The sequence below is a fragment of the Mucilaginibacter aureus genome, assembly GCF_053514885.1.
Genome location: NZ_CP170601.1, coordinates 980,003 through 1,003,982, shown reverse-complemented (window position 1 = coordinate 1,003,982; position 23,980 = coordinate 980,003). Strand labels below are relative to the sequence as shown.

General features: G+C 42.5%; 19 protein-coding genes. 8 read left to right on the top strand and 11 right to left on the bottom strand.

Going from position 1 to position 23,980, the window contains the following annotated elements:
* Positions 1-103: 103 nt before the first annotated feature.
* The 8 genes from ACFGVR_RS04230 to ACFGVR_RS04195 form a co-directional block, all read right to left on the bottom strand.
* Complete coding sequence (locus ACFGVR_RS04230; RefSeq protein WP_448701373.1) at positions 104-655, bottom strand: acyltransferase; 552 nt, start codon at positions 653-655, stop codon at positions 104-106.
* Positions 655-1,755: a glycosyltransferase family 4 protein gene (locus ACFGVR_RS04225; RefSeq protein WP_448701372.1), complete on the bottom strand. Its 1,101-nt coding sequence runs from the start codon at positions 1,753-1,755 to the stop codon at positions 655-657. Before ACFGVR_RS04225 ends, ACFGVR_RS04230 begins: the two co-directional genes overlap by 1 nt.
* Positions 1,742-2,281, bottom strand: coding sequence for a serine acetyltransferase (locus ACFGVR_RS04220; RefSeq protein ID WP_448701370.1), 540 nt, complete (start codon positions 2,279-2,281; stop codon positions 1,742-1,744). The genes ACFGVR_RS04225 and ACFGVR_RS04220 overlap by 14 nt, the downstream gene beginning before the upstream one ends.
* Positions 2,278-3,309 (bottom strand): glycosyltransferase, encoded by a 1,032-nt coding sequence (locus tag ACFGVR_RS04215; protein WP_448701369.1) that lies wholly within the window; start codon positions 3,307-3,309, stop codon positions 2,278-2,280. The genes ACFGVR_RS04220 and ACFGVR_RS04215 overlap by 4 nt, the downstream gene beginning before the upstream one ends.
* Positions 3,303-4,793, bottom strand: coding sequence for an oligosaccharide flippase family protein (locus ACFGVR_RS04210; protein WP_448701368.1), 1,491 nt, complete (start codon positions 4,791-4,793; stop codon positions 3,303-3,305). The genes ACFGVR_RS04215 and ACFGVR_RS04210 overlap by 7 nt, the downstream gene beginning before the upstream one ends.
* On the bottom strand, positions 4,759-5,970 hold the full coding sequence (locus tag ACFGVR_RS04205) for an O-antigen ligase family protein (protein WP_448701367.1): 1,212 nt from the start codon (positions 5,968-5,970) through the stop codon (positions 4,759-4,761). Before ACFGVR_RS04205 ends, ACFGVR_RS04210 begins: the two co-directional genes overlap by 35 nt.
* 141 nt (positions 5,971-6,111) lie before the next feature.
* Entirely contained in the window at positions 6,112-8,514 is a 2,403-nt protein-coding gene (locus ACFGVR_RS04200; RefSeq protein ID WP_448701366.1) for a GumC family protein, read from the bottom strand.
* 2 nt (positions 8,515-8,516) lie between these two features.
* The gene (locus tag ACFGVR_RS04195) at positions 8,517-9,197 is read right to left on the bottom strand and encodes a polysaccharide biosynthesis/export family protein (protein WP_448701365.1); all 681 of its coding nucleotides are present in this window, start codon (positions 9,195-9,197) and stop codon (positions 8,517-8,519) included.
* A 601-nt stretch (positions 9,198-9,798) separates the two neighbouring features.
* Here ACFGVR_RS04195 and ACFGVR_RS04190 point away from each other — a divergent pair.
* Positions 9,799-11,109 carry a choice-of-anchor Q domain-containing protein gene (locus ACFGVR_RS04190; RefSeq protein WP_448701364.1) on the top strand — a complete coding sequence of 437 codons (1,311 nt, stop codon included), beginning with the start codon at positions 9,799-9,801 and terminating at the stop codon, positions 11,107-11,109.
* A 186-nt stretch (positions 11,110-11,295) separates the two neighbouring features.
* Here the strand turns inward: ACFGVR_RS04190 and ACFGVR_RS04185 are convergent, their stop codons facing one another.
* Genes ACFGVR_RS04185 through ACFGVR_RS04175 form a run of 3 tightly spaced genes read right to left on the bottom strand, consistent with a single transcriptional unit; the run spans position 11,296 to position 12,994 of the window.
* On the bottom strand, positions 11,296-11,673 hold the full coding sequence (locus tag ACFGVR_RS04185) for a DoxX family protein (RefSeq protein WP_448701363.1): 378 nt from the start codon (positions 11,671-11,673) through the stop codon (positions 11,296-11,298).
* Between the two features lie 14 nt (positions 11,674-11,687).
* Positions 11,688-12,659, bottom strand: coding sequence for an SRPBCC domain-containing protein (locus ACFGVR_RS04180; protein WP_448701362.1), 972 nt, complete (start codon positions 12,657-12,659; stop codon positions 11,688-11,690).
* A complete protein-coding gene (locus tag ACFGVR_RS04175; protein ID WP_448701360.1) occupies positions 12,656-12,994 on the bottom strand; it encodes an ArsR/SmtB family transcription factor in 339 nt (112 codons plus the stop codon). Before ACFGVR_RS04175 ends, ACFGVR_RS04180 begins: the two co-directional genes overlap by 4 nt.
* A gap of 223 nt (positions 12,995-13,217) precedes the next feature.
* On the opposite strand from ACFGVR_RS04175, the gene ACFGVR_RS04170 reads away from it, so the two are divergent.
* The 7 genes from ACFGVR_RS04170 to ACFGVR_RS04140 all read left to right on the top strand — a co-directional run bounded on the left by ACFGVR_RS04170 (position 13,218) and on the right by ACFGVR_RS04140 (position 23,977).
* Complete coding sequence (locus tag ACFGVR_RS04170) at positions 13,218-13,865, top strand: hypothetical protein (RefSeq protein WP_448701359.1); 648 nt, start codon at positions 13,218-13,220, stop codon at positions 13,863-13,865.
* A 550-nt stretch (positions 13,866-14,415) separates the two neighbouring features.
* Positions 14,416-15,000, top strand: a complete 585-nt coding sequence (locus tag ACFGVR_RS04165) for an RNA polymerase sigma factor (protein WP_448701358.1) — start codon at positions 14,416-14,418, stop codon at positions 14,998-15,000.
* 75 nt (positions 15,001-15,075) lie between these two features.
* Positions 15,076-16,071, top strand: coding sequence for a FecR domain-containing protein (locus ACFGVR_RS04160; protein WP_448701356.1), 996 nt, complete (start codon positions 15,076-15,078; stop codon positions 16,069-16,071).
* Between the two features lie 173 nt (positions 16,072-16,244).
* The gene (locus ACFGVR_RS04155) at positions 16,245-19,643 is read left to right on the top strand and encodes a SusC/RagA family TonB-linked outer membrane protein (RefSeq protein ID WP_448701354.1); all 3,399 of its coding nucleotides are present in this window, start codon (positions 16,245-16,247) and stop codon (positions 19,641-19,643) included.
* A 25-nt stretch (positions 19,644-19,668) separates the two neighbouring features.
* Positions 19,669-21,186 carry a SusD/RagB family nutrient-binding outer membrane lipoprotein gene (locus ACFGVR_RS04150; RefSeq protein ID WP_448701353.1) on the top strand — a complete coding sequence of 506 codons (1,518 nt, stop codon included), beginning with the start codon at positions 19,669-19,671 and terminating at the stop codon, positions 21,184-21,186.
* 6 nt (positions 21,187-21,192) lie between these two features.
* Positions 21,193-22,602: a bifunctional metallophosphatase/5'-nucleotidase gene (locus ACFGVR_RS04145; RefSeq protein WP_448701352.1), complete on the top strand. Its 1,410-nt coding sequence runs from the start codon at positions 21,193-21,195 to the stop codon at positions 22,600-22,602.
* Positions 22,592-23,977, top strand: a complete 1,386-nt coding sequence (locus ACFGVR_RS04140) for a purple acid phosphatase family protein (RefSeq protein ID WP_448701350.1) — start codon at positions 22,592-22,594, stop codon at positions 23,975-23,977. Before ACFGVR_RS04145 ends, ACFGVR_RS04140 begins: the two co-directional genes overlap by 11 nt.
* Positions 23,978-23,980 lie beyond the last annotated feature (3 nt).

Sequence of the window (23,980 nt, the reverse complement as noted above, 5' to 3'; positions counted from 1 at the left end):
AAAAACAGCCTAAATTTTCTTTCAAGTTTAAATACAAAGTCTGTTCCAAAAATTAATTTATCGCGAATAAAAATGATTAATCGTAAAACTATTTATGAACAGTTTACGTACAAGGGTTTTTGTTGATCAAATCTATGTGTGAGGCTAACTCTTCGGGAGAGTTAAAGCGATCTTTGATCTTTTTTGCCGGGACACCGGCGTAAATTGAGTACGGTTCTACATCGTGCGTTACCACAGCCCCCGCGGCGATGATGCTTCCGGTTTTAATGGTAATGCCGCTCATTAAAGTTGTTCCATATCCTACCCAAACATCGTCCTCTATTATGGTCACATTATTCAAGCCTAACCATTGATAATCTTCATCGCGTATTTGCGAGGCTAAACGGATGGGTATGCCAATTTGCTGGTAATGGTGATCGTACCTGCCAACCAACGCCACACGATTGCCAAATATGACATTATCGCCAATTATCGCATCGCTTTCGATAAACGAATCGCGGCCGATATAAAAGTTTTTGCCGATAACGATCTTTTGCTTGCCCCAGATCCTAACCCGTGCACCGGCATGAAACCCCGGACCGATATTATACCTGCGATAAATTATCCGTCGCAAAAACTCGTTCCTGATTTTTTTTATTAAAGCGATAGCGGACATTAAGATTGATGGATTTGATTGATGGTAGATGCCAGTTCTAACGAAACCTGCTCTTTGGTAAATAGTTTTCCCAATTGTTTATTATTGGTTTTCATCTCCATCATCAACGAGGGTGATTCCACTAATAAGTTGATCGCCTTACAGACATTTAAACTGTCTTTAGGATCTACCCAAATACAGTTTTCAGGCTCCGTTAAAAAATCGGCGGCGGCCCTTGTTTTTGTGGTAATTACACCCAGGCCGGCGGCAACCGAATTAAACAGTGCCATTGGAAACCCTTCGGGGAAATAGGTTGGAAAAACCAGGAGGTCGCAGTTTGAATAAAAGGCAACCACCTCCGTTTCGGGGATGAAGCCTGTAAAAATTACGTTTGCCGAGATCCCTAAATCATTACACCTATGCTTAATATTTTCTTCTTCGGGCCCCCACCCCACAACAATCAACCGCGCCTGGGTTTTATTATTGGTCTTAGCAAAAGCTTCGATCACCTCAAAGATCCCTTTCTCTTTGATAAGGCGCCCAACGAAGAGCAATACTTTACATTCGTCGGGGATGTTTAACTTATGCTTAAATCCCGGGTCGGGTTTAAAGTGACCTGCCCTGACTATGTTTTTTGTTACGAATGTTTTGTTTTCCGGCAGATATCCTTTTTGATCGGCAATCGATTTTTCCTCCCGTGATAAGAAAAGCCAACCTGAAATGGTCTTTCTTAAATAATCTGATGCCAATTTCGTTAGCCTCCCACTATTCAAAAATACATCCAGATCAGAACCGTGCGACTTGATGATGAATTTTACCTTTTTAGGATAAAAACCTTTGAATAAACGGATAGTTAAGTAGTCGCGAAACCCGGCGAGGGCCTCGATACGTGAGTTGAAATATACAATATCCGGATTAAACCGGCGCGCCGCTTTTACTAAAGTAATGGCGTTTTTTAATATGACCAGCATCCTGCCGGCTTTTGACGAAACGCCCTCTTTCGCTGCATAGGGAAATGAATCACATGGATACCCTAGGTCTCGTAAACCATCAAGCTCATCCATGGCAATTTCCACGTGATGCCGTGTTGGGATGCTGAAAAGTATTTTAGGCTTGTTCATTACGATCGGTGCTTGGGTTTATATCTTTTCTTTTTCGTTCGATACCCGGGTTACCCGTTACGGTACTGTAAGCTGACACACTTTTAACAACAACTGCACCGCTGCCAATTTTAGCATGATCCATAATTTCGATAGCGCCGATGATGCAGGAATTACTACCGATATCCACATAATTGCCAATTACCGGCGAAGCGGTGAAGCCACCGCCATGTAACTGCCTGTTGCCAATGGTTGTGCAATGCCTGAGCGTGCAGTTTTCGCCAATGACAACCTGGTTGTTCATCACCAAAGCCTGGCCGTGAAACAACGCGAGGTTTTTGCCGATCCTGGTGTTCCAGGGTATCTCTACGCTAAAAAACCATTCGACCAGGATACGGTAAAACAACAAATACGGGAAACCGAGGTAATAATATATTCTTCGCGTTGCGCAAAAATTAGCCATGCGAAACAGTAGCAGAATGACCCGGCCTTTTACATTACCTTTATTAGCATGCCAGTCCTGAAAGATAAAATTGAAAAAACTCATGCCGTTGGTAATTTACTTTGCGCTGTCTGCTTATCCGAAGATTTTTTGCTGCGCCCGATCACATCGGCTCCTGTTAATCTGCAATAGGCATACATGCCCCATGTGTACAACTTTGGAGAAAACAGAAACGCCTTGATGGCGTATTTATGTTTTTTGCCCACTAAGGGTGTGCTTTTTAAAAATGCTGCATATTTTTTTAGGGTGTTTACAACCCGATCATAGTACACTGCATATTGTTTATCGCTATTAAGCAGCAACAGGTTTAATAGCGAAATGTTGGCGACCACATCAAAAGCCTCCGCATAAGGCAAGCAGTTGGGTTGGTTTATAGAAACCATTTTGATCATCTCGGTGGAAACATCAATCGTTTCGATGTATTTAGGGTTGAAAACACTCATACTCGTTGAGTTGTCCCTCACGAGGTAGTTGTATTTCACTACATTTTCGAAAACCGTAGTTTGTGCTTCCAAGAAAGCTTTGCACGTATAGAGGATGTCTTCATAGATACTTCCTTCAAAACAGATATGTTGCACAACGCTTCTTTTGTAAATCTTATTATTCGCGCTTCGGTCCAGGTCGCCTTTTAAGCAGGCGGCTAACGCGGCATCGTGTCCCAAAACAACCGGACCCGCGGCCTGGTTTGGCGAAAGTACTTTACCCGGAAAGATTACCTGCAACCTGCAAACAGAAATATCTGCTTCATATTTAAGTGCATTTTTGATCAGCAACTCGTACATATCGGGCGCTATAGTATCGTCGCTATCAATAAAACCGATGTAATTGCCGTGTGCGTTCTTAATACCGGTATTCCTGGCTGATGATACCCCGCCGTTTTGCTGATGGATGACCATTACCCTTTGATCAGCCTCCCGGTAAAAATTGCATTTAGCTCCGCTTTGATCTGTTGAGCCATCGTTCACTAAAATAAGCTCGAAATCGGTAAACGTCTGGTTCAATACCGATTGGATGCATTCGTCGACGTATTGCTCCTTATTATAAACCGGGATGATAATGGAAAGGGCTACCATGCTTTTATTTTTTGAGATGAAGCAGCCTGTAAAGAGCCGAGAAAACCATATCGCCCTTTTTGTAATAAAAAAGAAGCAAGCCCAATTAATATGATAACTGCAAAGAAAACGGGGAAAAACAGGTACGGACTGCTTTTACCGAAATAAAAACAACACCAAACTGTGAGCAGAATGGCAGAATAGAAAAACAAACAATGCTGAACATCTAATAGCTTTTTGCGCATCAAAACGATATCCTGCGAAACATGGAATACCAAAAACGATCCAAAAACGGCGTAGTTTACTACAGACAAATCTTTAATATAATGCAGGCCTACCAGGCAGCAGGCGACGTTGATCACCAGGCTGATGATGTTAAACCACATATCCAATTTTTCCAAACCGATGGTCACCAATAAATTGGCCTGTAATAAAACCGTCGGTAAAAGCAAAAACGTTAAGAACATTTGCTGCAAACACACAATTGCGCCGGGATAACTTTTGCCAAACGACAAGGGGATGATCGTTGGGGCAAACGTGTATATAAAGGCGTACGAGGTAATGGCGAAAAAAGTATAGAACAGGAATATGTTTTTGTAAAATTTTTTAAGTCCGGCATAATCTCGCTCATTAAAATATTTAATAAACTGGGGATAGATGGTGGCCGAAGCGATCACCGGGAGTATTTGAAGTATCGAAAAAATGCGGAACGCGATCTCATAATCAGCAACGTTTGCCAGCGTTAACATTTTAGAGATAATGATGTTTCCGATCTTCCAGTATACGATGGATATACTACCGATGACGATAAACTGCCAGTTTTTGATGATCAGTATTTTCAGGTCATCGTAAGATATCTTAGCCAGCCAAAGTAATTTTAAGGTGATGCTGTTTGATGAGCCGAGCTTAATGAACAGGCCAAGCGTCAATATCCTTACGGCGATCATCCAAACAGATAAAATAGCTGCAGAAAAGGGGTGTATAAATAATAAACAGCCCACAAGCAGTTTAAAGAAGCCATCGATCACTAAAATTACCGCGGTTTTTTTCTGCAGGCCCTCTGCAATATTCAAGGTGCGGATGGCATTGATCAGGTTATCGAATATAATGTTGGTGCCCAGTATGATACAAAGCAGCCTGATGTGCGGATCCGGATAAATGAGGTACGCTAAAAGAATGTTTACAAAGTAAAAAAGTATACCAAGGCCTATTTGCGTTTTAAAAAACTTGCTGATAAACCCAACCTTATCATCTTCTAATACATACTGCCGAATAAACCACTGGCCTAAACCCATTGAGGAGAACGCGGCAACAATTTGATAGACGGTTGTTGAAATTAAAAAACTGCCGAACTCGTTAGGTGAATATTTACGCGCTACAATGGCGAAAAAAAGGCAAACAAAGAGTATTTGCAATACATTGGCAGCAATACCCCATACGCTATTTTGAATGAGCGAGGAGTTGAGAATTTTATATTTCTGATTTTTCAACCAAAGGGTATTCATGCTGTTTTTTAGGGGGATAGGAAATGATTAGAACAAGGAGCACGGTAACCATGATGAGGATACGGTTATCGTAGATAGAATAAACGGTATTGAAGGCAACGAGCCAACTTATCACGCCAGCAATTAAAAAGGCAATCTGTTTATCTACCAGGCCTTTTAAAAAAAGTGTAAACCCTTTAATTAATGGAACGATTATAAACAAGGCGAATACTGCAAAGCCAATAAACCCCAGCTCGACCATGATTTTTAAATAACCATTTTCCGGCTGATCGAAATAGACCAGTTGTCCGTCTTCAATCTCGAGATACTGGCCCTGGTTATGGCGGATAACGTAGTTTTGATAATTACCCGAACCAATGCCCAGGTAAGGATGTTTTTTTGAAATATCGAAAGCTTCGTTCCAGATCCCCTGCCTGAAAAGAAAGTCTTCGGAAAGATTTTTCGAGCGATCGAACACACCGTTATGGATAGATAAGTTGGTGAAAATAAAGTACCCGATAACAAGCGCGATCACTCCATAAACCCTGTATTGTTTTGCGACGATCAGAAACGTAAGGAAAGCTCCGATGGCAAAACCACCAAATGCCGCACGGCTGCCCGCTAAACTTATCGCTATGATAGCTAAAACAAACACACCGTAATTTAAGATCACATTTTTCCTGGTTTCACCAGGTTCTGTATACAGGAATAAAAAGCTGCCCATAGCCAGGTACTGGCCGTGAGCCTGCGAATCATAAAATACGCCCGGGTACCTGACAATGTGAAAAACCGGATCAACAACATTGGGGTTTAAGCCGGGATAAAATGTGAATTTTATCCCAATAACAAACTGAACGAACAAAAATGCCAATGCGCCTAAGTAACCGATTTTAATTGCTTTTATTGCACGCGAATGAAAGGTGGGATCTTTATAACACTCGGTAAGTAAAAATCTGGCGAATATAAATATGGGCAGTATTTTGATGATGTTTAAGTAAGTTTTATTCGGGAACTCGGATGCAAGCCCACCTATCAAAATGATGATACACAATAAAACAAAAAGGGCCAGGTAAAAATTATTTCTTTGGCTTAAGTTGATGGTGGTAAAATCTTTTAAAAGAAAAACGAGGCAGTAAAAGCAAAAAAGATCGAACACTTTAAAGCCTCCCCAGGCTTCAACGGTAACCTTGAGATCCATCAATGGTAAAAAAGCCAACATAAAAAGCATACAAGATGCTACTGTGTTCCCCTTATAAAATACATTGATCATAAAGAGAAGTATGGTAATACCCGGTAAAATCAAAATCAGCTTATCCGCCATTGGTTCTGGAAATGTGGGTTAAAACCTGTTGAAAAACAACTGCCATGATTTACCGAAGCCCGGCTTGCGTTTATCCTGGTTATAATAACTATTATCATAGCTATAACCGTAGCCGTATTTTTGCTTTTTGATACCGTTAAACACAATAGTTAAATTTGGAAGCTTACCCTGATCATTGATATCGCCGATAAAATTGAGCTCATCTTTACCAGTATATCCCTGCCTGATCACGTATACCGACACATCGGCAACCCTGGCGATTATCATCGCATCGGTTACCAGGTGCAGTGGCGGGCTATCGATGATGATATCATCAAACTGACCGCGCAATGCGGAGATAAGCTCGACCAATCGATGGCTATCCAGAAGCTCTGAAGGATCTGAAGGTGGTTTGCCACAGCCTATAACAAATAAATTAGGGTATTGCGGCTGGGACTGCAGTATCGCATCAAGGGTAATATTGCCCGAAAGATATTCGGAGATACCCGGGTGATTGGCTGAAAGATCGAATATGCCGGATATTTTAGGCTTACGCAGATCCATTTCGAGAATAACCGTTTTATGATCGGACGTGGCTAATGAGGCAGCGATATTAGAGCTTATAAAGCTTTTTCCTTCCTTTGAAACACTTGAAGTAAAAAGCGTGACCCTCGACTGTTTCTTACCACCGCTCAAACCGGACTGACCCGATGTACCTGCCTCTTTAGTTTGATGCAGGTAATTAAGATTAGTCCGTAACGACCGGATCTGTTCGCCAAGGAAATTGTTGCGGTTATTTACCACAACTACGCTTTCCCCTACATCGCCAAACGAAACTTCGCCTAAAATATGCGCATTTAGGGCCCGCTCAATTTCGCGCCTGCTGGTAATGCTATTGGTGAAAGTTTGGCGGAAGTAGATCAATAAAAAAGGCAACCCGAAACCGCAAAGTAACGCTACAGCGAACACAAGCGATTTTCTCGGCCATTTAATATCGCCTAAATTAGCCTGATCAACAATACGCGCATCTACAGATGTTGATGCGTAGCTTAGCGCTAACTCTTCGCGTTTTTGCAGCAGATACACATATAAGTTTTCTTTAAGTGTTTGTTGCCTCTTCAGGTCAACAAACTGCCGCTCCTGCCCGGGGATATCTTTAATTGAAGATTCTACTTTTCCATTAAATGCCTGCAGCTGACGTTTTGAATTTAACAATGACGACTTTACGCCCTTAATAGTTTCTTTAATTGACTCCCTGGTTAAACTAATTTGCTTATTTAACGGATCAAAAAGGGGGTTTTTTTCGGGTGTGGTTGCTAACAGGGCGCTCTTTTTAAGCTGCAACTCGGCCAGTTTTTCGATCTGGCTGTTCAAAGCCGGATCAGTAATGCCGATTGTAGCAGGGGCATTGGTATTAGTACCCGGAGAATTGACATATTGTTCAATTCCGTTTATAACGTTCAGCTGTACGTTAACGTCGTTTAGTTTTTGGTCGTTATTTTGAACATTATCTAAATACGCTTTCGACTGCGAACTGATGTCTGTAATTCCCTGGCTACTCCTGTAACCTTCTACCGTTTTCTCGGCGTGACCTAACTCGCCGGTTAATGATGCCAGCCGGTTATCGATAAAGTCGATAGTGCTTTTGGTTTTCCGTTTTTGTTCAACCGCCGCCGCATCGTTATAATCTTTGATCAAACTATTCAAAAAGTCTTCTCCCCTTTTGGGTACTTCATCAGTAATTGATATACCGATGGTGGGCGCAAGCTTATCCAATAAATGCGTATCCAAAGCTTTCACATAATCGCTGGCTACATTATCCGGATCGTTTAAATTAATGGTAATTGCAGAGCCTATGTATTGATCTAAAAAGTCGGTTGCCTTTAGCGTCCAAGTTCCGAAGACTGATTTTATGGGTTCGTTAAATGCCACTGTACGCTCCTGCCCATTCATTTGCTGAAATTGAAAGGAGTTTTTATCCTTAATTACTACAGCAATTTTATTGTCTCTTAATGAACCGCCTTTTTTGAGGAGTTCAAAACGGATAGGAGTCGTCTCATACAGATCGACAGATTTAATACCGGCTGAAGTTTTATACGAGGCCCATAGTTGCAGTTCGTTAACAACCTGTCCAACTATTTTTTTTGACCGCAGTATTTCGATCTCGGTTTCCGCATTTTTTGGTGTTGCCGACTGATCAATCTCCGGTAATACCGATTTTTCTTCGGGCGATTTCTTTTCGTCTTTTACCAGTATCGTCGCGTTAATTTCGTAAACCGGGTTAACCATTTGCATATATACATAGGCAAGCAGCATGGTTATCATTAGCCCCAATACAAACAAGGGCCAATGATAAATGTATTTAGTTAGTAACGATTTAAGATCAATAAACTGGTTGTTCGGATCCGCATTATGGGTGTTCTTTGGATTTAATGCGCTCATGATTATTTATGAAGAACAAATAAGGATATGGTGATAGCCACTAAAGAGAGTGCGGAAATGATGAGACTTGCATTCCGATAGCCGGTATCAACTGTAGCCATCTTTAGTTTGCTTGGTTGAACGAAGATCAAATCGTTAGTTTTTAAATAAAAATAAGGCGACTCAAATATTTTTTTAGAGGTGATATCAAGCGGAACATAAATGCGTTTGCCATCAACTTCGCGTACCAAAGTAATATCATCGCGTTTAGCCGTAATATTTAAATCGCCTGCTAAACTTAACGCTTCGGTAATGGTAAGCCTTTCGCTTATGCTGGTGTAGACGTTAGGGCGCAAAACATCTCCCAATACGGCAACTTTGAAGTTAACGATACGGACAGAGACGCTTGGCTTGCTTAAGTATGTTGTTAATTGCTGCTGTAATTTTGTTGATAGCTGGGCAGATGTTAAGCCCGTTACTTTAGTTGTACCTATTAACGGCAAATTAATCTCGCCATTTTGATCTACTACATAGCCGTATACCGGACTATCAGCCTTGGTGCCTGCATTTTGTATATTATTGGTAAACACGTTGGCCGCATCCTGGTTAAGGCTGTTAACGCTTATCGATAATTGATCGGCCGGTTGAATGGTAATGTAGGATAGATTGTCAATGTTTTCAGTCGTAACCTGTGATCTGTTCAAATCCTGAAAATAAGGGATCTTTTTATAAGACGTGCAAGAGCTTAAGATTATTAAAGCTGCAAAAATAAAGTACCTGGGGGTGTTGGTGTTAATCAACTTTGTAGATGTTGTGTTCATTGTTTTTAATTTGTTATGGGAATTTTGTGTAGTAGTTAGTAAGCGGAATCCTGCAGCGTATTGGTGAATACTTAAGCTCTGGAAAGCAACAGCACGGGGTGGTGGTTTGAAGGTTTTAATCCTGAAAAAACCTTAATATAAAGTAGCATTTGGGGGGTATTGTATTTCATATCATAATCCGGCATTAAATCGCATACTTTTATATTAAAGAAAATAAATTTCAATAAGATTACTCCATAGCCAATATTTATGCCATGATTTTCCTTTAGAGGAAATTATATTTAATTAAAGTTAAATCCGTGTCTTTAAATGCTGATGACCAGCTAAATGGAGCATAAAAATTATTTTTCCGGACGGCTTTATAGCACAGGTAAACACATCCCAAAAAATAGTTTTTTAGGATTATGCAGAATTAAGCCACTAAAACAATACAATTTAAATTGGAACAGTATGGCGAAAGGGGTGTTGTATCATAAACGCACCAATGAGACTTTTCCTTTCTTTTTTGTTTTTGTTCGGCTATTTTGATGCATTTTCTACGAACTACTTTGTGAATGTTAAAACGGGCAGCAAAAAATTTGACGGGCGGAGCTATGCAACACCTAAAAAGTACATCCAGGAAGCCGCCGATATGACGAGGCCGGGTGACACCGTTTTTGTTGCAGGAGGAATATACACCAACAGTTGCCCAAGCTGTGATGTTTTAGAAATAACCAGGAGCGGAAAAAACAAGAGATATATTGTTTATACCAACATCGCCGGGCAGCACCCGGTTATCAGTTTTAACGGCTGGGCGGGTGTTACTGTAAAAAATGGCGCGAGTTACATTAAATTTAACGGTTTTGAAATTATTGGCGATAATGCCCGGGTAACGTTAGCCAAAGCACTGAAACAGCCGGGCGGTTGTGCAAATAAAAAAGGCAAGCCTGATCCTAAATATAATGGTAACGCTATAATTATTGCCGGCGGCAAAAAGCACTCTCATCATATCTGTATCACTAATAATCTTGTGCACGATTGCGGCGGTGGCGGGATAGGGGCGATAAACGCCGATTACATAACGGTTGAAGAAAATACCGTATACAACACCAGTTGGTATACGCTGTTTGGTACAAGCGGGATATCGTTTTACCAATTTTGGAATTATGATAATCAAAAAGGGTATCACAATTATATCAGCAGAAACAAGTGTTACAATAATAAATCGTTAGTGCCCTGGATGAAATCGTGCGAAATTTCTGATGGGAACGGGATCATCATTGATGATTTCAGGAACCGGCAAAACGGTTCAAAACTGGGCAATTACACGGGCCGAACCTTAATTGAAAACAATATCAGCTGGTGTAATGGCGGCACGGGCATACACACTTTTCAAAGCGACCATATCGATATTATCAACAATACCGCATACCTCAATTGCACTAAGGGAATCAATGCCGGCCAAATTCTATCGGGCTTGAGTGATGATAATAAGATCGTAAATAACATTATGGTTGCCGACTCATTGATATTTATCAACTCGAATTACAACAACACTAATCTTACCTATCAAAACAATTTACACTATAATATCACGTATCCTGATAAAGCAAGAATAAGTATCACGGGTGCCAACTGCATTAACGCGAATCCACTTTTTGTATTGGCCGGTAACAGCATCAAAGCAAACTTCAGGCTCGGGGGCAAGAGCCCGGCTATTGGCGCCGGTAATGCAACCATTTTTAGTAAAACGGACTTTGATGGGAAAAAGAGGGCAATACCAAATGCCCCGGACATTGGGGCTTACGAAAGGTAAACTATAAACAAATTCAGGCTAAGCACATCACGGGGAGGAGCTATCGAAAATATCTGCATGAAAGATATTAAAGCAGGGGCTTTCAAATTTTTTAGCAAATTTTTTAGTAAAGATCTTTACCTTACTCCATACAACAAAGGGCAATACTTTTACTGTATGCCCTTTGTTGTTAATACATTTGAATCACTAAGCAGCTGATCCTTCCTTATAAACCTTATGGTAATAAATGTAAGATAAGGCACCTACAATAACGGGTAGCACCATGAATAATATCGATGCATCCACCCCATGAGCACATATAATGGAATATGTAGCGCCTACCAGGTCAAAAAACAGGCCGGCATAGGCCCATTCCTTCACCCGGTAATAGCCGGGTATCACAATAGCTATGCAGCCTAAAATTTTAGCTACACCAATAAACGGTATAAAATAGTGGGGATAACCTAATTCACTCATAAACTTAACAGCATCTGCCGACATTAAGACATCAGGCACGGCAGTAAAAGCCATAAATAGTGAAAATATAATGGTTAATATCCAGTAAATGGTTTTTGTCTTTTTCATGTCATGATGATAATTTAGTTTTCTGTTTCTTTAAAGCTTAGCATCCAGTTGATGCCATATTGATCTGCAAAATTGCCGTAGTATGCACCCCAAAACATATCCTGTAAAGGGATCTCTATAACCCCGTTAACTGATAGTCCGTCAAAAATCCGTTTTGTTTCTTCTCTGCTTTCCGGTTCAATGTAAATATGCATGTTATTGCCCGGGTTTACTTTAAAGCCCATGCTTTCGGGCGCATCTGTTGCCATCAGTATGTGGCCGCCGGTAATAGGCAATTCAATATGCAACACCAGTTTTTTATCATCGTCGGACATCGGCGGATGCCCCTCGGCAGCCGGAAAATCGCCAAAGCGCTGGATGCCTTTGCCTCCGAACTCAGTTTGAAATACCGAACGATAAAAATTAAATGCCTCCTCTGTTTTGCCGGAAAAATTAAGATAAGTACTTACCCGTGCTTTGTTATCCGTGCGTAACTCATTTTTAAGTTCAAAGCGCGACCGGATATATTTCTCTAATTTATCGAACGTGCCGGCAAAGCCTTCCTGCATGTTTTCTTTGATCGAGTTATATGTTGTTTCTTGCGCTGCGGTAGCATTTATAGGATGACCCTGCAGGGTCAGGGTCGTCCGTCCGTTAGCTTCTGTTAAAGTCATCTGGTTAAATATCTCCAAAGGGAAGTCCATGGGGAACGGCGAGGTACAAACATTGCCTTCTTCGTCTGAAAATGAGCTGATGAACTCGATCAGATCGTATTTGTTTATATTCACATATTTAAACAAGCCCCACATCGTTTGGCCGCCGTTTTCCATTTTATACAAAAATTTGCCGCCGTGGGTAAAGTCGAAAGTTTTAACAGTTAACGACATCCCTGCCGGACCCCACCATTCGGCCATAGCGTCGGCGTTTGCAAAAGCCTCAAATACTACTTCTTTTGGGGCATTAAAATGACGGACTATTTTAAGCCCTTGTTTTGTTTGATCTATCATTTTGTTTGATTTTTATTTTGTACTTTATTAATGTATTTATCTAACGAATCAAATCTTGTGATCCAGAACTGGCGGTATTGATCTATCCAGTCATTTACTTCACCCAGGGTGTCTAATTTGGCCTCGCAATAGCGTTCCCTTCCCTGTTGGGTTATAACTACCATGCCGCACTCGGTTAAAATTTTTATGTGATTTGATATTGCTGGTCTGCTGATATTAAATTTATCGGCAATGGTATTTAAGTTCATAGGTTGAAAGGCAATTAAACTCAGTATCTCACGCCTGGTGGGGTCTGCTATTGCCTGGAAAACGTCACGTCTTGCTTCTGCTGCCATGTTGTGTAATCAAATGATTACGCAATTATAAATGTAATCATTTGATTACGCAAATTTATTTTTTGAATTCCTGTATTTTTCGGATAGCGGCAATAAAACAGGTTCCTCTTCCGGGGCTATTTAAAGAGGCCAGATTAAGTTGATTATGGATTTAGTATATTGCAGATGATTGCCGTTGTACCACAAGCCGGGGACGCTTGCGGTAACTGGGGTAAGTTGTTCTATGAAAACTATCATACTCCTCACGGTTTGTTGTGCAACAGCCACGGCACGCGTGCGCCAGCTGGGCGAAAAAATAGAAAATATGTTTAAAAAAAAATATTTGTCATTAATAGTCTTCTTGCTGAGTGCTTGTAATCAAAATACAGTAAATAATATTGACCAAGGAATTCAATTTACAGGAAGGAAACTGGAACAAGATTATAAAAATAGTAGAAGTGAATTTGAAAAAAAATATCGTGAAATAAATAAAGTTTCGAATGGTAGGACAAACTTAGAGTTAAGAAGCTTCCATGATCATTTAATTGAAACTCTGAATTTTATAGATAGCTTGAAGGAAAATATAAATAAATTACACGAGCGCACTGATAACGTCGATAGTCTGAACTATATAAAAGACACTTTTGTTGAAGGAAAAACTGGCCGGTTATTAATACAAAAAATTATTGAAACTTACAGGTTAGCGCTACATACTGCATCAAATCCACAGCAAGAAAAAGCTATTAGCGAATCTATGAAGAAGTTTTCAAATTCAGATGAAAGACTAAGTAATGACTTCAATATGTCTTCGTCTACAGGAGCCATATGGATACTTTGTAGTTATGAACAAGAGATGTTAACGGCAGAAACTTCTAACCTAAATTCTGAATAAATTATCCCTGTGCTGCCGCAAGCCTCCTGGCTTGTGGCCAGTATGATTAGTAGCCGGTAACCAGGTAAACGCATTGCTTGCAACGTTTAAGTATGTTTTGTACATTTAATAATGAGCCGCAATTACATTTGTGCCTTAAAGTAAAAATGCGTATATTGTATCAGCGCGAAGCTAAAACCATTGCCAATTTGGTAATTGAGTACCCATAATTAACGAAAAAATACCGATAAATACCGATGTTTTCGGGAAACCTGTTGCGAAAATGATAATGAACAACGACCTCGCATTGCCACGGAGTGTGATACCGCGTAAGAGCAGATGGATGATGGACATCTAAAATGATTCCGTCCGGTTTTTACAGCGTAAAAAGGTCAATTACAGGCAAAGCCCGGGTGATCCCGAAAAAAGGTCGAATAAGTTTTATTGGTCCAATACAAGTTGTGCATTCCTATTAAAAGTATTGGTGCTAAGCGGAATAAAACTAAGGTTCCAATCTGTTAATTTACATTTAATCTTCACTTAATAACCACCTTTTACTTTTGGTTCGGGTATGAAATCAACGGTACAAGGTCAAACTGATGCGGGATTATTGGCGCTTCTCCAAAATGGAGACAGGCAGGCTTTGGAGCTGATCTATTTCCGATATGCCGATTTCCTGTTCGGGTTTGCTATAAAACGGCTAAACTGTACTGATACCGCAGCTGATATGATCCAGGAGCTGTTTTTAAAACTTTGGATTAAAAGGGGCACATTAAATGTAAAAGGTGAATTGCAGGCCTATCTTACTTTTTGCCTTAAAAACCTGATCATTGATCATTACAGCCATCAGCTTGTAAAAAGCAAATACCTTACGATTACCAATCCGGATGAGGTTGATAATTATACTATAGATCTGCTTAATTACAACGATACGCGGCGGACGCTTCAAACGGGCATTAATGCTTTGCCCCAAAAAATGCGGCAGGTGTTTCATTTAAATAAGATCGAAGATTATTCGATAGATGAAATAGCTGATGAGCTCAACCTTTCGCGCCAAACGGTAAAAAACCAATTGGTTACCGCTGTTAAACGGCTCAGGGTTTCGCTCGGTGCATTTTTAACGGTTTTATACCTGTTCTCTTTTTTTCAAAAATAGTTTAATTTCTGCTGGTACTTTAAACGGGGCTCGCCGTAATGCAGGTAACAGGTCATCAAACCGGCCTCTTAACGAATGATCAGCGAACAAGAGTTTATAAGGTTACTCCAAAAACACAGTGACGGAAACTGTACGGATGAAGAGATCCGGTTGATAGACCAATATCTGGAAACACGGTATGCGGGGAAAGCTACAGAACCACCGGCCAATGGTTTTATAGCTTCGACATTCGATGAAATATCTTCGGCAATAGACCTGTACGAAACGGCGCAATTGAAACGCCGTAAAATGATACGTACGATTATCAAAGCGGCGGCTTTGTTACTGCTCATATCATCTGCAGGCCTTTTATTGTATCAATACAAAAGTGTGTTATATAATTACATTGATCCTTTAGCATATACTTCGGTAGAGGCCAAAAACGGGCAAAAGATGACTGTTGATCTGCCCGACGGTTCGGTGATCGTACTTAATCAGAATAGTAAATTAACCTACTCAAACCGGTTTAATCAAACTATCAGGGAAGTATCATTAACCGGGGAAGGATATTTTAGGGTCGAAAAAAATAAGGATAAGCCCTTTATTGTACGTACCGGCCAGGTAAGCACCAAGGTTTTAGGCACTTCTTTTAACATTGAGGCTTACCCGTTCTCAAAAATAATCGCGGTCGAACTGATCACCGGCAAGGTTTGGCTTACCTCGGCAGCGGGCGACGCGCACAAGATCAACTATATCCTGTCGCCCAACCAGGCTGTTACTTATGATAAAGTTAGCGGGCGGGCAGAGAAGCATGATGTTACAGATGCCCGGAACTATACCACCTGGGAAAACGGCAAAGTTACGTTTACCAACACAAAGCTGGAAGAAGTGGTGAGGCGACTTAACATCACCTTTCGCAGCAGGATAGTTTTAACAGACAGGGCGCTTGCCGCGCAAACCATTTATGGGCAGTTTGGAATTAATGAGCAGCCTGCCGACGTGGTTAAGGCCATTTGTATCCTGGTTAAGGCCCGGTATCAGATAAGGCCCAATGGCGAAATTGTGATATACCAGATCAAACACAATAAATAAAGTATTAATCAAAAAAAGAAGATATGAGATAAAAACAAACACACCACACCGTAAAAAAATAAGGTGATATGCTGCAACACATCACCTTGAAAATTACCGCCTTCCCCTTACAAGTTTGACACCGAAAAGGGTGGCTATGCAGTTTATTTTTTAATTAAACCTTCATCAAAACTATGAAAAAGTTTCCACTATGGGATAACTATTATTTATTTATTATGCGCGTTTCCTTTTTTATGATCGTTATGATAAGCCTCTCGTTAGAAGTGGCTTATCCGGCTGTAAGCCGTGCGCAGGGAGTTATTGAGCGGTCTGTAACCGCAAGTATCAAACGTAAGCCGTTGGGCGATGTGATCAACATGATCAACCAGCAAACGCACGTTGATTTTTTATATACCTCGGCTATCAAATTAGACTGGTTGGTTAGCCTGAATGCGCGAAATGAATCTTTAAAAACAGTATTGGAAAAATTGCTTCCGCCGTTGGGCCTTCGCTACCAGGTAAGCGGCGATAAGGTGCTGATCATGAAAGCGGAAAACATGGGAAACGCCGTACAGCGCATCACCGGTCAGGTAACCGATGATAAGGGTGAGGCGCTTCCGGGTGTAACCATTGTAATAAAAGGCACCAATACCGCAACAGTTACCAATAACGATGGGTATTATACCATCAAGATCCCGGGTGCGGGCACGGTGCTGATTTTTACGTATATAGGCTATGTTCCGCAGCAAATAACTGTTGAAAGCCAATCGGCCATTAACGTTAAATTAATGCCCAACGCGCAAAACCTGAATGAGGTGGTAGTTACCGCGCTCAACTTTAAAAAGGATTCGCGAAGCCTGGGTTATTCGATCAATAAACTAAGCGCCGAATCGGTAAATACTGTGCAAACCCCCAATATCATCAATGCGCTGGCCGGTAAGGTTCCGGGTGTGGATGTATCTAATATTGGTAACGGTGTAGCAGGCACCAAACGGGTAGTGATCCGCGGGGCTTCATCACTTACCGGCAATAATCAGCCCTTATGGGTGATTGACGGTATTATCGTCAATACCGCTACGATGGGTGGGCCCGATGCTACAGGCGGTTATGATTACGGCGACGGCCTTACCGGTATTAACCCCGACGATATTGAAAGTATCAGCGTGCTAAAAGGTAACGCGGCAGCGGCGCTTTATGGTTCACGCGCCTCTAACGGTGTGATATTGATCACCACCAAAAATGGTAAGTCGGCAGGTGGAAAAGTGCGGATAGATTTCAGTTCATCTTTAGTTGTTGATAAACTGATCAACCCTACCGACTTTCAATACCAATATGGCCAAACCTCGCAAGCCAATGGCCCCAGTTTACCCACCAGCGCACAGGATGCTTATACCTCAGATAGCTGGGGCCATAAGATGGATGGTTCGCCCGCAGTACAGTTTGATGGCGTAACAAGGCCTTTTTCGCCGGTAACTGATAATTATGAGCGCTTTTTTAAAACAGGAAGTACATTGACCAACACCGTGGCGCTGGCCGGAAGCAACAATAACACCGATTACCGGATGTCTGTTTCTAACCTTACCAACAGCGATATTATTCCCAATTCGAGCTTTAACCGCACCGGGCTTAATACCAAACTGCATTCTAAATTTGGTAAGCTGGATGCCGACGTTATCTTGAATTATACCTATCAGAAAGCTAACAATCGCCCATACACCGGCGGTAATACCTCCAATATTTTTTACTCGCTGCTATACCTTCCGGGAAACGTTAATATCGATGACCTGAAACCCGGTTACAAAGCCGACGGCACCGAGTTGCAATATGCCGACGGGATATCAAACCCCTGGTATTTCGTTAGTAAAGAAAAAGAAACCGATGTACGTAATACACTAACGGGTTCTGTTAGCTTACAGTACCAGTTTACCAAATGGCTGTACTCGAGGGTGCGGATGACCCGCGACAACTACTGGGTTCAACGCCTGCAGTATGTACCCGATGGTAATACCTCTACCAGCAGTCCCCGCGGGATATTTGACCAACGTACCCTTAATAATATCGAAAATAACTACGAAGGTATCATCGGTGTAAATCCAACCCTAACCGGAAAATTCAGTGTGAATGGTTACGTAGGCGGCAACATTAACTGGCGCGCTACCAACCAGGTTGTTACTTCGGGTAATACCTTTGCAGTACCGGGAGTTTACACGTTTAATAACCTGGTAACCAAAACACCATCTACCAGTCAGGTTAACCAAAAAACAAACTCGCTGTTTGGCAGTTTAGACCTGTCATACGATAAGTTTTTATACCTAACACTTACCGGTCGTGATGATTGGTTTTCTACCTTGCCGGTGAACAACAACAGTCTGTTTTATCCATCGGCGGCATTGGCATTTATCTTTTCGGACCTTGTTAAATTGCCCGATTGGATCTCGTACGGTAAGCTGAGGGCATCAACCGCGCAGGTAAGCGGCGATACCGGTCCCGGTCAGTTAGACCTGAGCTACGCCTTAACTTCGGCAGCTTATAATTCAAACTCGCTGCAATATATCGGCAACTCCAACATCCCAAACCAAAACCTGAAGCCTTTACTGTCTACCGATTATGAGTATGGTCTGGAGATGGACTTCTTTAAAAACCGCTTTGGCTTTAATGTCGACTATTACGACCGTTCGATCAAAAATGATATCGTAACCACCTCTGTTCCGGCCAGTACCGGTTACGCTACCGCTATCCTGAACATCGGGCAGATGAATAATAACGGCATCGAACTGGAGGTGCATGGCACGCCGGTGAAAATGAAGAATTTCTCATGGAACATCAGCGGTACTTTCTCAAAAAACAACAGTAAGGTAATTGCATTGGGCGAGGGCACCAAGGGTGCGAATATTGTATTAGCCAGTTCAAAGAGCGGTAACGGCACTATCCAGTTAGAGCAAGGCCTGCCTTACGACGGGATCTATGGCTTCACTTACTTACGTAATGCCAAAGGCAACAAGGTGTACGACGCTAATGGCCTGCCTTTATATAACTCTACGCAAACCAGGCTGGGTAATGGCGCCTATGATAAACTGGCGGGTTTAAGCAACACGTTTACTTATAAAGACTTTTCGCTGTACTGTTTGCTCGACGGAAAATTCGGGGCCAGTATTTACTCGGAGACCAATGCCACTGCTTACGATAATGGAAAAAGCAAAGAAACGCTGCCCGGCCGTGATGGTGGAATTATAGGCGTTGGTGATAACCAGAGTGGCGCGCCCAATACCGTAACGGTGCCGGCAGCCAATATCAGCGGTTATTACAAGCAGATTAAACAAATTACCGAACAGTTTATTTACAACGCCAGCTTTGTAAAGCTGCGGGAGGTGGCGCTTACCTACCGTTTTCCGCAGGGGCTTTTGAACCGTGCGCATATCAGTAACGCTTCCGTGGCACTGGTTGGGCGTAACCTGTTCACCATTTACAAAGACAAAAACCTGGAAAACATCGACCCTGAAAGCAACGTCATCAGCGGCAACGCGCAGGGCATTGAGCGTATGGTTTATCCGCCAACACGTAACTATGGTTTGACACTGAAATTATCATTTTAATTTATTTATGACAAACATGATGAATATGAAAACAGCATTAAAAAATCAGGGCCTAATCCTGTTGGCCTTGTTCGCGGCATTACTTCCGTCTTGCACAAAGGATTTCTCACAGATCAACAAAAGTTCTGATTTTGTGTCGAGCCCTAATATCGATTTTGAGCTGCCTTATGTGGAGCTTACCATGATCGACAATACCTATTACACCATGGGCGATTACGTGGCTCCACTGGTTGGGCAAGTTACGCAGCAAAAAACCTACATCAGCCGTATTACGCCTGGTGATGAAACCGGAGGCTTGCACTGGAAATGGATCTATCAAAACCCGATGAAAAACGTGATAGATCTGATGAACCATACCAAGGATGATCCTGCAAAAGTTAACTATTATAATATCGGGCGGATCATTAAGGTATACCTGGCAGCTACATTGACCGATACCTATGGCGATATGCCATATTTTGATGCCGACAAGGGGTATACCGATCAGGCGTTCACGCCTAATTTTGATGCCCAGCAGGATATCTATACCGACCTGTTTAAAGAGTTACAGCAGGCTGCTGCAGCGCTTGATAGCAAACAGGCAGTGCCTACGTCTTCGGATATAGTATACAAAGGCGACCTGACCAAGTGGAGAAAATTTGCTTACGGCATGATGCTGCGCCTGGGCTTGCGGATCAATAAAGTTGACCCAACTAACTCTGCCAAATGGATCAACGCGGCAATAGCAGGCGGATTACCTGCCGGTAACGATGACAATTTTGTGGTGAACTATCTGCCTGCTTCTACCACAGGCAGCACCTCTAATCCCACCGCTAACGGCCAGCCCTGGATATTTATTAATTATCCAACCAAATACAGGCTGACTAAACCTTTCGTGGATTTTCTGACAACTCATAACGATCCGCGCACCCCGATCTACTGTATGCTGCCCGGAAACGCTACCAAATACGCTTTCGGCGATACGGTAAGCACGCACCAGAAAGGTTATCCCATGTTTGGCGGCGATCCGGCCGGTGTAAATACTTTTTCAACTTCAAATATTCTCACCTTTGGCCGTCTGGATGCTCCGTACGTGCATTTGACCTATGCCCAGGTACAGTTTCAACTGGCTGAGTGTGCCGCGCGTGGCATTATCAGCGGAAGTGCTAAAACCTATTATGAAAATGGTGTAAGGGCATCAATGACCGAGTTGAGCATCTTTAATCCGTCGTTAGCCATATCTACTAATGCCATTAACAGCTACCTGGCGCATAACCCATATAGCCCGGCAACTATCGATGACGCGTTAAACATTATTAATACACAATATTGGGTAGAGACGCATTATAACTGGTATGAAACCTTTGCCAACATGCGCCGCAGCGGTTACCCGAAAATATACGATCAGTTGGACCTGACCATTTCGGCCAACCAGGGCGCTACTATGCCGCACCGTTTAACTTACCCGCCTTCGGAAATCGCGGCCAATCCTCATGCACAGGATGCGATAAAAAGGCAGGGACCTGATGTATGCGCAACCCGTGTTTGGTGGGACAAACCCTGATCAATAATGAAATATTTTATCCTGACAGTCATGGTCGTTTTGACCATGACTGTTTTTAAGGCAGGCGCGCAAACAACCGAGGTTGTTATTATTTCGACCAACGATGTGCATGGTCGTATTGATAACTTTGGTAAAATGGCGGCTTATGTCAAATCGCTCAAGAAAACGCATCCTAATGTGTTTGTATTTAACGCCGGCGACCTGATCAACGGGAACCCGGTGGTTGACGAAGCCGAAGATAAGGGCGCTCCCATTATCGATCTGATGAACCGAGTTCCTTATGATGTGAGTTGCATGGGTAATCATGAGTTTGAAAATGGCGAAGCAGTTTTGCAGCGCCGTATTGCGCAATCAACCTCAACTTATGTAGATGCTAATGTTGTGGCGATACCAGGCTCGCCCTTTCACGGCACTAAACCATATACTTTTTTGCACACAAAAGATGGGATCACTATAGGGGTACTTGGGCTCACAGCATCGAGCAGTAACCCTTGTCTTATACCCAACATCACAGTCGCTGATCCGCAAAAAACTGCTTTAGCGTATCGCAGGCTAAGAGATAGCTGCGATGTATTGATGGCTCTTACGCATATCGGCTACAAGGCAGATAGTACACTGGCTACCCGAATGAATGTTTTTGATGTGATTACAGGCGGGCATTCGCATACTGAGCTACCGCATGGCGTAATGGTAAACGGTGTACTGATCACCCAGGCCGGAGATAAGCTGCGCTTTGTTGGCAAAGCCGTGCTGACCATTAAAGATCACCACATCATCAACAAAACATTTGAGATGGTCGATCTCTCCAAACTCAATGCCACAGATCCGGAGGTGCAGCAGCGCATTGATTTTTACAATGCCGATAGCCAATTCAAAAAAGTTGCAGGGTACACTAAAAACGGGTTTGCCAATAAAGAAGAATTTGGTTCGCTTAAAGCAGATGCTATAGCCGATGATCTTAAACTGGATATTGCTTTTGACCATGCCCGCAACGTAAGTTACAGCCAATTCCCGAAAGGTAATATTACCGTGGGCGATATTTATGAGATCGATTCTTACGATTATCATATCATCAGGTATAGCTTAACGCCCGCAGAAATCCGTACCTTGATCCTTAATTCGATGAAAAAAAATGATGCACCAACGCTCTTTGTATCCGGCATAACTTACACTTTAAAAGAAAATACCAAAGGCGATGTGCTGGCTGTGATCCTTAAAACCAAAACCGGCGATTTACCCGACGAAAAAAAGCAGTATTCGGTAGGGATGAACAGCTTTATTGCCTGCCATTTTATGAACGGCAATACGCCGGGCCAAACGCTTCAGGTTACAGCCGAAATAACTTTATTAAATTATTTGAAACACCACCCACAAGTAGATTACCATGGCGTTAAACGAATTTTTATTGAGAAATAATACAAAGAAAATATGCCTGCTTGGCTTGGCTCTAACTTTTGCCTGCTGCACAATGGGGCAGGTAAAACCTGTAAAAAAGAAGGCTTACAGAAGCGGTTACCGGGCGCTTATCATCAGGGGGCCTTATTTACAATCGGCCACCGGTACCAGTATGATCATTCGCTGGCGTACAGATGAAAAAGATAAAAGTGTGGTATGGTACGGCAGTTCGGCCACCGCGCTTACACAACAAGTGGGTGATAGCAGCCTGGTGACCGAGCATATCATTAAATTGACCGGCCTGCAGCCGTTAACTAAATATTATTATGCTATTGCAGGCTCAAATGGAATGGTGCAACAAGGGCCCGACAACACTTTCAGCACACTGCCCGTTACCGGGGATGACACCCATACATACCGCATTGCGGCCTTTGGCGATTGTGGTAATAATTCTATCAACCAGCGTAATGTGCGCGATGCGATGCTGAAGAACCTTGGCGTTAATGAATTGAATTCGTGGATATTGTTAGGCGATGATGCGTACTCTTACGGAAAAGACGCTGAATACCAGACCAATTTCTTCAATGTTTACAAGGATGACCTGTTAAAAAAATATCCCTTGTTCCCATCGCCGGGCAATCATGATTATCATGATGAGCCTGCAGAATCGGCAACAGTGCAGCAAAACGGCACAGTAGCCTATTACCAAAGTTTTTCGGTACCGGCGGAGGGTGAAGCTGGTGGCGTCCCTTCGCATACACAGGCTTATTACGCATATGATCTGGGCAATATTCACTTTATTTCGCTTGATTCGCACGGCGAGGAAGACGGCAAACGCCTGTCGGATACCACGGGTAAACAAGTGAAATGGTTAAAGAAGGACCTGGAAGCTAATAAAAATAAAACCTGGGTGGTAGTGTATTGGCATCATCCGCCTTATACCATGGGTTCACATAACTCGGATAACCAAACCGAGCTGGTTAACATCCGGACAAACCTGTTGCCTATTTTGGAACGCTATGGTGTCGACCTGGTATTGTGCGGCCACAGTCATGATTATGAGCGCTCGCGGCTCATGGCCGGTCATTATGGCCCCGAACCAAGCTTCGTTGCAAGTAAATACGATCTTTCTTCATCATCTGCTAAAAACGATGGCAGCCCTAATTCGGCGCCGTACATAAAAGATAAGCATAACCGTGGTACAGTGTATGTAGTGGCTGGTTCAGCCGGGCAGTTGGGGGGCATACAAGCTACCTTCCCGCACGATGCAATGTACTATTCTAATGCCGAGATCGGCGGTGCACTGCTGCTCGAAGTTAAAGGCAAACAACTCGATGCCTCATGGATCTGTTCGGACGGGGTGGTGCGCGATCATTTTACCATGCTCAAAAAATAAATA